At 39.7% G+C, this 8,808-nt stretch carries 12 protein-coding genes; 2 read left to right on the forward strand and 10 right to left on the reverse strand.

The features are described from left to right. Positions 1-533 precede the first annotated feature (533 nt). Positions 534-980, forward strand: coding sequence for a hypothetical protein (locus T515_RS15235; protein WP_036613061.1), 447 nt, complete (start codon positions 534-536; stop codon positions 978-980). 456 nt (positions 981-1,436) lie between these two features. Here the strand turns inward: T515_RS15235 and T515_RS15240 are convergent, their stop codons facing one another. The 10 genes from T515_RS15240 to T515_RS15285 form a co-directional block, all read right to left on the reverse strand. Further along, positions 1,437-2,201 (reverse strand): carboxymuconolactone decarboxylase family protein, encoded by a 765-nt coding sequence (locus T515_RS15240; RefSeq protein WP_036613063.1) that lies wholly within the window; start codon positions 2,199-2,201, stop codon positions 1,437-1,439. A gap of 22 nt (positions 2,202-2,223) precedes the next feature. Then, positions 2,224-2,940: a flavodoxin gene (locus T515_RS15245; RefSeq protein ID WP_036613065.1), complete on the reverse strand. Its 717-nt coding sequence runs from the start codon at positions 2,938-2,940 to the stop codon at positions 2,224-2,226. Continuing rightward, positions 2,933-3,415: a flavodoxin gene (locus T515_RS15250; RefSeq protein WP_036613066.1), complete on the reverse strand. Its 483-nt coding sequence runs from the start codon at positions 3,413-3,415 to the stop codon at positions 2,933-2,935. The genes T515_RS15245 and T515_RS15250 overlap by 8 nt, the downstream gene beginning before the upstream one ends. 16 nt (positions 3,416-3,431) lie before the next feature. Then, entirely contained in the window at positions 3,432-3,761 is a 330-nt protein-coding gene (locus T515_RS15255; protein ID WP_031549754.1) for a putative quinol monooxygenase, read from the reverse strand. A 17-nt stretch (positions 3,762-3,778) separates the two neighbouring features. Beyond that, the gene (locus T515_RS15260; RefSeq protein ID WP_242839402.1) at positions 3,779-4,306 is read right to left on the reverse strand and encodes a flavodoxin family protein; all 528 of its coding nucleotides are present in this window, start codon (positions 4,304-4,306) and stop codon (positions 3,779-3,781) included. Next, positions 4,306-4,887, reverse strand: a complete 582-nt coding sequence (locus T515_RS15265; protein ID WP_036613075.1) for a sugar O-acetyltransferase — start codon at positions 4,885-4,887, stop codon at positions 4,306-4,308. Before T515_RS15265 ends, T515_RS15260 begins: the two co-directional genes overlap by 1 nt. A gap of 2 nt (positions 4,888-4,889) precedes the next feature. After that, positions 4,890-5,423 (reverse strand): flavodoxin family protein, encoded by a 534-nt coding sequence (locus tag T515_RS15270; protein WP_036613079.1) that lies wholly within the window; start codon positions 5,421-5,423, stop codon positions 4,890-4,892. Between the two features lie 53 nt (positions 5,424-5,476). Then, positions 5,477-6,019 (reverse strand): flavin reductase family protein, encoded by a 543-nt coding sequence (locus tag T515_RS15275; RefSeq protein ID WP_036613088.1) that lies wholly within the window; start codon positions 6,017-6,019, stop codon positions 5,477-5,479. A gap of 107 nt (positions 6,020-6,126) precedes the next feature. Then, positions 6,127-6,741 (reverse strand): TetR/AcrR family transcriptional regulator, encoded by a 615-nt coding sequence (locus T515_RS15280; protein ID WP_036613090.1) that lies wholly within the window; start codon positions 6,739-6,741, stop codon positions 6,127-6,129. An 85-nt stretch (positions 6,742-6,826) separates the two neighbouring features. Next, positions 6,827-7,765, reverse strand: a complete 939-nt coding sequence (locus T515_RS15285) for an aldo/keto reductase (protein WP_036613095.1) — start codon at positions 7,763-7,765, stop codon at positions 6,827-6,829. A gap of 326 nt (positions 7,766-8,091) precedes the next feature. Here T515_RS15285 and T515_RS18530 point away from each other — a divergent pair, with 326 nt between their 5' ends. Then, positions 8,092-8,370, forward strand: coding sequence for a transposase (locus tag T515_RS18530; protein ID WP_081832860.1), 279 nt, complete (start codon positions 8,092-8,094; stop codon positions 8,368-8,370). Positions 8,371-8,808 lie beyond the last annotated feature (438 nt).

Genomic DNA, 8,808 nt, shown 5'->3' on the forward strand with positions numbered 1-8,808 from the left:
AAATTATCATAGAATACCCATATTTACAGAAAAAATTTCAAACTCTCCCCTGTTTCCCATATTGCAATGTTATTTGAACAAGATAGGGTTTTGTTCATTTTTTGGATTCTTTCTCAAAAAAATTTTTTGGTTTTTTTTGGTTTTTGGTTTTGGAGTATAACTAAAATTTTTTGAACATTTCAGTTTACAATTCGTCGTATTTTTAGTTGTAACTATTTAAGTCACCCTTCGCACACATGATAATAGGCTTTGATGTTTTTGAAAAATAATTTCGCTAAATCTGATGTAGCAAAAATATGATGTGTTTAATTATCAGCTGAAAACCGTAGGAAAGACCTGCCATATAATGTTATAATGTGTCCAAGGAATATAATCTTGTAACCAGCAGAATCAAATATTGTATTTCGGATTTTATCTGGTACAGGATGTACTACAAATACGAGGGTCAATTTTTCGACCATCGTTCAACAAAGTCGCTAAAAAGATAGATTACAAAAAGACGCTGGAAGAATGGTAGAAATATGGAGACGGCCATGAAAAAGAGATTAATTACATTGGTTGTAATGACAATGCTGTTGTTGTGCCTCACATCATGTAAAAAGTCTGATAAAGAGTCTGGTAATTTTATATCTGGCGTAGAGTGCATAATCCTAAGTTCTCCTGACGGCACTTATTACATGATTGAGAAGCCGCAGGTCAATGATGAGATAGACTGGGGTGGATTGAATCCTTCTGTGCGAAAAAAGTGGATAAGCGTAGAACACGGTGAAGTGGCAGGAAACATACTTGAAGATATGCTGGATGATAATGAATTTCTGGACGCTAAGGTTTCCATGTGGATCAAGCAGGAGAACTCAACACCCTATGTTGAAGATATATGGGATGATGACACAATATCTCCAGAAGATGTAAAAGCACTGGGGTTATTTGAAAAAGACAAATGTACTGATATATCACAAATAATAAAACAATGGAAATGAGATGAACATACTGAAACATAATTATCAACATACAAATACGAGGGTCAATTTTTCGACCATCTTTGCATCGACAAGCAGCTCACGCATCATCTTTGTTACCATAGCACCCGCCACAAATTGGTTGTGCGCAGCCTGATTCCTTCTGTCATTTTACTGTTAATGTATTCATGTAACTCAGGAGTTATATCTTTTATTATCAGGTTAATATCAAGTTTGATCTCACCTGCGCCGATTGTTTTTAAAAACATCCATTCTGCGACTGCATTGTTGATTAGTTTGTAATTTATGGATTTGGCATTATTGATAGAGGGGCATTTGTAGCTGGGGTATCATTCCAAGAACATTTGCTAATACAAATACTTCAAGATTCAGGGATATAAAAAAACAGCCTGGAATACCTTATAGTGGTATTCCAGGCTGTAGATGAGTTCTCTTACGAGTCCATTATTCTTATATTTAATTCCTGACCGCCTTAAGATAATCTTCTTCTGACACTGATTCACACCATTCATTGCTTGAATTTTCACCTTCTATCTCGATCGCAAGATGTGAGAACCATGAATCTGGAGCGGCACCGTGCCAGTGCTTTACTTCTGCAGGTATATTAATGACTGTTCCGGGAGTCATAAGGACAGCTTCCTTACCCCATTCCTGATAATAGCCTTTTCCTCCGACGCATATGAGCATCTGTCCTCCGCCGCTCTTTGCATGATGGATGTGCCAGTGATTTCTGCATCCCGGTTCAAAAGTTACATTGTAAATAGGAATCTGTTTTGCAGAAACCGGAGCCAGATAGCTTTGACCGTCAAAATACTGGGCAAATCCATCATTTGGAGCGCCTATAGGGAAGAAAATCGTACTCTGGTATTTATCCTTCTCCGTAAGTTCTTCGATCTTCTCTGAATAAACTTCCTTGGCAAGGTTAAACACAGCCCAGGCCTTTGGCCATCCGGCATAGAAAGCCACGTGTGTGATCACAGCAGCCATTTCCTTTTGCGACACGCCATGGTTCTTAGCATTCATTAGATGATATTTCAGGCTGCTGTCTGTTATTCCCTGAGACATTAGCGCAACCACCGTAATGATGCTTCTGGTCTTTACATCAATATCCTGATTGTTCCAGTTCTCACCAAAGAGAACATCATCGTTAAAGTGCGCAAATTCCGGTGCGAAATCGCCAAGCTGTTGTCTTCCTGCTGTCTGTACTATCTTTTCCTGCATTTCTTTTTCCTCCGTACTTTTCCTATATATCAAGTCCAGCTATCCAATTTCTTATTTCATCTTCAGTGACAGTGCCACTAAATCTGTTACCTTCAAGCCATCTGCCACTACCGGACTTTTCCGAAAGGCTTTTTCCGCTGCTTCCTATACCGCTACTCCCGGAAGTGCAGAAGGGTATCACCGTGATATCTGAGAGATCATAGCTTTCAACGAATGTATCCATTATCCTTGGCTCCTGACCCCACCAGATAGGATAACCCAGGAAGACAGTGGAGTAAGTGTTATCTATATCTATTTCGATAGGTTCAAATTCCGGTCTTGCATCAGGGTCATTTTGTTCCATGGTAGCTCTTGTGTTGGAATCACTATAGTTAAGATCTGCATCAGTGTACGGATCCTTAGGAACTATCTCGTAAAGATCTGCACCTGAGACAGAAGCTATTTTTTCTGCAACACCCTTTGTTGTTCTGGTTGCAGAAAAATAGATCACGAGAGTCCTGGCAGTATCTTTTTCAGAAATGTTTTCAGTAGTTTCTGTAGTCGGAGATTCAGGTGTCTTAGAAACAGCTTCATCGCTGCCAGACTCTGTTACGGATTCACTGATAGTGGATTCTATTACTGAATCTTCTTTTACTGTACTTTCAGAAACTATGTTTTTATCATTACCTCCACACCCTGTTAAACTTGTGATAAGCAGCATGGTAGAGAGTATTACAGGTATTATTTTCTTTTTATTCATCTACAACCTCATCAATCCATCTTTTAAGTTCTTCAATAGACATGTTTGCTGTTAATCTTTTTCCACTGAGAACCTTTGCTCCAGAAGCAAGATTCTGCATATTTCTTCCTGAATCACCAATTCCACTTCCGCCGGAAGTACAGAATGGGATTACAGTGATATTTGAAAAATCGTACATTTCCATAAAGGTATCGATTATTGATGGTTCTCTGTACCACCATACCGGAAAACCAACAAAAACATGGGAATACTGAGAAATATTATCTATCCTGCTTGATATAGCAGGTCTACTGCTACGATCATTCATTTCCACTGAGCTTCTGCTGTTACGGTCAGTCCAGTTAAGGTCCTGCCCAGTGTATTTCTTTTCAGGATGTATTTCAAAAAGCTCTGCTTCGGCAACAGAAGCCAGTTTTTCTGCTACTCTTTTTGTCACTCCGCTTGCACTAAAATAAGTTACCAATGCTTTGCCCATTAGTTCATTCCTCCATCTATTTCCTTATAAAATCAGCATCCTTCTCAGGCATACCATCATCAGATATATATCTTTCTACAGTCATATGTAGATCATACTTCTCACGAAGCTCCATGATTGTTTTCATCATCGGTGATGCATGATGTACATCAATTGATCCCTGATCTTTCCAGCTGTCTATAAGAAGTATCGTCTCAGGATCATCCAGTGACTGATAGTATTCATATCGGAGATTCCCTGCTTCATTTCTTATCGCATCGACTGTACCGCTACTGATCATTTCACCTGCAAACTTTTTTGCAGATCCGTTCTCGCCTTTATATCTAAGATTAACTGTAATGCTCATCTCATTTACCTCTGCTTTTAAACATTCTTTCCTGTTATATAAGCTTCATTCATGGCTTTTGTGCCTGTTACTTCGCCTTTCTGCCAAACACCCTCGCCCCATATGATCCCTCTGACGGTATTCCCGAGATTTTCAAATATGGTCGTTAATTCCTTTCCTACTAGCTCTAGCCCCTTTTTCCGGTCGTGCCCGGTAATGATGAGATACACATTATGTCCGCCAAGCTCCTGCCACTTCGGAAGAAATCTGTCTATCACTGTCTTAAGCATCCCGTTCATGGTGAGAAAATACGCAGGTGTTGCAACCACCAGTACATCAGCTTTCCGAATCTTTTCAAGGATTTCTGCCATGTCATCAGCAATAACGCATTTACCTGTTTTAAAACAGGAATAGCATGCACGGCAGAAGCTGATGTTCCTGTCATACAGGGTTATTTTCTCGACTATGTTTCCGGAATCCTCTGCACCCTTCATGAACTCATCACAGAGGATGTCAGAGTTTCCCTGTTTTCTTGGACTTGAGGATAATATAAGGACATTTTTCATCAGACATTTCCTCCATTCTCCTTTAAGATTTTTGCCGGCACTCCACCGGCGATGACATTATCAGGAACATCTTTTGTCACAACAGCTCCAGCTGCAATTATTACATTATTACCAATCGTAACTCCCGGAAGTATCGTAACATTTCCTCCGACCCAGCAGTCTGAACCAATCTTAACAGGTCTTGTTGTGGTGATCAGATATTTACTGCCATCCTCTCTTATTCCAAATCGTTTACCGGCATCTAGGTTATGTTCCCCACAGTAGATCTTTACATCCGGTGATATAAGAGTCCTGTCTCCGATAGTGATCCTGTTGGAATCAAGAAATGTACAGTTCATATTTATGGTCACATTATCACCAAGACTTATATACTTCCCGTAAGTACATCGGAAGGGCGTCATAACGACTGATCCTTCCCCTGTTTCTCCAAGGAGTTCTTTAGTATATTCCCGTTGCTCCTTTGGATCATCCGTGTCGTTCAGTTTCCTTATCAGTTTCTTCGCAGATACGATCATTTCCTGAATATCTGGATCCCTGTAATCATATTCTTTACCGGCAAGAAGTTTCTCATGTTCTGTCATTGTTAAAGCCCCTTTCCAAGTTCATATGCTTTTTTTGGATACCTGCTCCTTAAAGTCATGCTGGGAGTTCCGCATCCTCTTCCAAGCACCATGCCCTTGTCCTCGAAATTTATATATCTTACGAGGGTTTTATAGTGGGCCTCCAATGCATCAAAGGTCCAGTCGTCCGAGTTCCAGGCAACTGATAAAAGTGCCGATTTCAGATGCCTACTATTAAGACTGCTGTTATATGCACAGAACCTGTCAATTACTGTTTTAAGCTGAGCAGACATTCCGTAGTAATAAAGCGGTGTTGCAAATACCACCATATCTGATGTAAGAAGCTTACTTTTTACTATTTCTGTATCATCCTTCTGGACACAGGGACCTTCATATCCGCACTTAACACATCCTATGCAGGGATTTATGATCATGTGGCATACATCAAGTATCTCCACTGTGTGCCCTGATTCCTCTGCACCACGTTTAAACTCATCAACCAGAATACTTGTAGAACCCTTCTTATTAGGACTTCCCAATAAAACCGTTATTATCATTACAAAATCCTCTTAATAATAAGCCTGCGGCAAAACCGCAGACTTATACACAATTACTTATTCATCTTTCCGCAGTCGCCCACCTTATCACCTGTTACAAAATACTCATAAGTCGGGAACTCAAAAAGCACCGGTTTGAATACGTGGTAATCAATCTTTCCTGCCTCGTTCAGAACAGATTCATCTGCGTATGTGGCAAGGATCTTTCCGATAAAGTTATCAAAGTTCTCAAGCTCGTAGTTATGATCCATCTCGCACTCGATGGAAATCTTTGCCTCATCAATAAGAGGCGCACCATTCTCACCTACTGTGTATTTGAAATCTTCAGACTTATCTTCCTTGTTTCCTGAAACAATACCCATGCGGTCAGCTTCCTTAAGCCATGACTCATCAACTACATTTACAGAAAATATCTTGTTCTCACGGATACCCTTATTGGTATAGTGTGCCTGAACCATGGAAACCATAAGGTGGCTGTGTGCCACGGTTCCTGCATGTGCCACAAGTGTCCAGTTGGGTTTTCCGTCTACCATAGCTCCAACTACTATCACAGGTGCCGGATATAATGCTAATGTTGCTCCAATATTCTTCTTCATTTAAACTTCCTTCTTCCTTAAAATTAAGTAAGGGAATCCTTTTCCTTTACTGGCCTCTCGAACCGCTGTTATATAAGTAAAATCTTCTTTTCGGCGGTCTTGTGATATTAAAGAATCAGTTTCAAAAACTGATATGTCATTTCATATATAGTTACATCAACATGGGAGAGTTTTACCTCATCCATTGCTGCTATCTGTTTTTCTGTCGGATACGAATAGGGATATATGCCGTACATATAAGGGAAGAATGCGTATCTTATCTGCTCACTCTTTTGTGCTGTTATATCAAGGTGCTTTTTAAGGCATTCACCAAACAGCTCAACCGATTCTTTAAAGGCTCTTTTAAATTCAACCAGTAGTTCATCTCTGCTGTTGTCTTCTATCTCGTAAAGATTCATAGCCGAAATCTTGAGAAGCGTTTTTCTTTCTTCCATTGATTTTGCGATGGCTCTTGCCAGGGCATCCTTGTCCATATCCGAATTTCTGTTTATGATGCTCCTTAAAGCATCATTCCATTTCATGTATTCCCGGGTCAGTAGTCCTAAAAATATCTCTTCCTTTGTCTGGAAATAATTGTAGATCGAAGGTCTGGAGAAGCTTGTTTCAGTACTTATATTTTTGATAGTGATACTGTGAAAGCCCATGGTTTCATAAAGCTTTTCACAGGCATCCATTATCTCCTCTCTTCTTCTGTCAATTGTCTCCTTAAGTTCTACTGCCATGATAAATTCTCCTTTAATTTCTTGTGTCAAATATAGCTTATAATACTATAATGTTGACACGTAGTCAATTATAGGGCATAAAACATTAATCCATCTTCTTTTCCCACATACGGATAAGGTTGAGATTAAGGCTGTCTGCAGTCTTTTCAAGATCAGCTATCTCGTCTGCGGTAAGAGCAATATTGCTTGCCTTAACTGCGTCTTCTACATGATTAACCTTTGTAACACCGATGATAGGAAGTGCTCCCTTAGCGATTGCCCATGCTACAGGAATCTGTGCAGGTGCCACATTATACTTTTCTGCCACTTCCTTGAGCTTGGCATTCATTATCTCAAGCTTATCAAGTACAGGGTTATAAGTTTGTGCTCTTCCTGAACCCTCCGGCATTGGGTTCTTAGTATCATACTTTCCTGAAAGAGCCCCCTGCTCAAGTACCATATATGCCCAGAACTGAATGTCGTTTTCCTTACAGTAATCAACGATTCCTGAATCCTCTGAAGATCTGTTGAGAAGGCTGTAGTGGTTCTGTACGGCTCCAAGCTTAAGTCCGTGCTCACGAAGGATCCTGTCGGCTTCCTTGATTTCAGCAAGGTTATGATTTGATACGCCGATTACCGGAACATTGTCCTTTCCTTCAAAGTACTTTGCAACCTCTGTGATCCACTTCGGTGCATCTACAGGATTATGTACCCAGTAGATATCCATGCTGTCGATTCCGAGCATCTCATACTCTGTCTTAAGCATATCCTCAACCGGTGTTGCTGAAGAGTAATTTGCACACTGCGGTGTGAATTTATCAGATACGATGTATGAATCTCTTGGTAAGTCTTTCAGGAAGCTTCCCAGAGTCTTTTCTGAGGTTCCCATGCCGTATACATACGCTGTATCCCAGAGGTTAAGTCCTGCCTTCATTGCGGCATCGAATATAGGTCTTAAAGAATCTGCAGTCCAGTTGTCTCCAAATGTTCCATCATTTCCCCATGCCCATGCGCCGAGTGCTATCTTTGGTAATGTCTTTGTCATAATTATTATCTCCTTTCGGTTGACATCGTGTCAAGTGCTGTACGTATAATAACATCGAGTTGACAGAGTGTCAATATAATTTTTAAAAAATTTAGAGACCATACAACTACAGCCTCTATAGTCAGATGAGCATCACAAGTTTTTACAAACATTTTTATTTGAATATAGTTCATCACAATAAGATACACAGTGCAATATATGTATTCAGCATTCATATGGGGTTCTGTTTATTCATGTGCAATTGTTGTTGGCATAAGGCATGTTTTATAGCTCTATACATGCTAGTTTAAAAGACATGGACTTATGATCCGGAGACTGATAGTTATATATGCAGAAACGGTAAAAAGCTTCTTGCTGTAAATAAAAGAAATCAAAAGACAGCGACCGGTTACCGACGTGAGATTACATCATATGAATGTGAAAGCTGTCATGGCTGTCCTTTCAAAAAAGACTGCATCAAAGGTAATAACTGCAAGACTCCTTTTGAGGACAGGAACAAGACCCTTTCTGTATCAAGAAAGATGGAAGAAAAACGAGCAGAATGCCTTGAAAGAATAACCAGTGAGTATGGTACACACCTTTTCGAGTTGAAAAAGGTATCATAAATTTAGATATTTAAAATCCAGATTCACTAATACAGGTCGATCTTTCAGTCGGCTTATTAAAGTACGCTTCAAATCTAGACTGAACAAAAATTGACTCCACAATGGACCGGATTTGTGGCAAAAAAAGGAGGCTATCGCCTAGATTGTGCGACAGCCCCCTGTTTCCCATATTGCAATGCTCATTGCTTATATAGGGTTTTGTTCATTTTTTGGATTTTTCGTCAAAAAATTTTTTTGGTTTTTGGTTTTGTCTAAATTTTTATAATTTCTATATTATTGATTTACAGATCCACTGAAAAATCGGCATTACCGAATCCGTCCACAGTGAAGTAAATTCTCTTCCAGATTCACGAATGTCTCGACCTTTTCAGCATGAATATACGGATGCTTAACAAGGTATTCAAGAACCTTCTTGTTGATTGTCTCCTCTGTGAACTG

The organism is Oribacterium sp. P6A1 (genome assembly GCF_000702885.1).
Taxonomy (GTDB): domain Bacteria; phylum Bacillota; class Clostridia; order Lachnospirales; family Lachnospiraceae; genus Oribacterium.

What these genes read in the sequence shown, in the direction of transcription:
- T515_RS15235 (WP_036613061.1), top strand. Translation starts at nt 534, where the DNA reads ATGAAAAAGAGATTAATTACATTGGTTGTAATGACAATGCTGTTGTTG.
- T515_RS15240 (WP_036613063.1), bottom strand. Translation starts at nt 2,201, where the DNA reads ATGCAGGAAAAGATAGTACAGACAGCAGGAAGACAACAGCTTGGCGAT.
- T515_RS15245 (WP_036613065.1), bottom strand. Translation starts at nt 2,940, where the DNA reads ATGAATAAAAAGAAAATAATACCTGTAATACTCTCTACCATGCTGCTT.
- T515_RS15250 (WP_036613066.1), bottom strand. Translation starts at nt 3,415, where the DNA reads ATGGGCAAAGCATTGGTAACTTATTTTAGTGCAAGCGGAGTGACAAAA.
- T515_RS15255 (WP_031549754.1), bottom strand. Translation starts at nt 3,761, where the DNA reads ATGAGCATTACAGTTAATCTTAGATATAAAGGCGAGAACGGATCTGCA.
- T515_RS15260 (WP_242839402.1), bottom strand. Translation starts at nt 4,306, where the DNA reads ATGAAAAATGTCCTTATATTATCCTCAAGTCCAAGAAAACAGGGAAAC.
- T515_RS15265 (WP_036613075.1), bottom strand. Translation starts at nt 4,887, where the DNA reads ATGACAGAACATGAGAAACTTCTTGCCGGTAAAGAATATGATTACAGG.
- T515_RS15270 (WP_036613079.1), bottom strand. Translation starts at nt 5,423, where the DNA reads ATGATAATAACGGTTTTATTGGGAAGTCCTAATAAGAAGGGTTCTACA.
- T515_RS15275 (WP_036613088.1), bottom strand. Translation starts at nt 6,019, where the DNA reads ATGAAGAAGAATATTGGAGCAACATTAGCATTATATCCGGCACCTGTG.
- T515_RS15280 (WP_036613090.1), bottom strand. Translation starts at nt 6,741, where the DNA reads ATGGCAGTAGAACTTAAGGAGACAATTGACAGAAGAAGAGAGGAGATA.
- T515_RS15285 (WP_036613095.1), bottom strand. Translation starts at nt 7,765, where the DNA reads ATGACAAAGACATTACCAAAGATAGCACTCGGCGCATGGGCATGGGGA.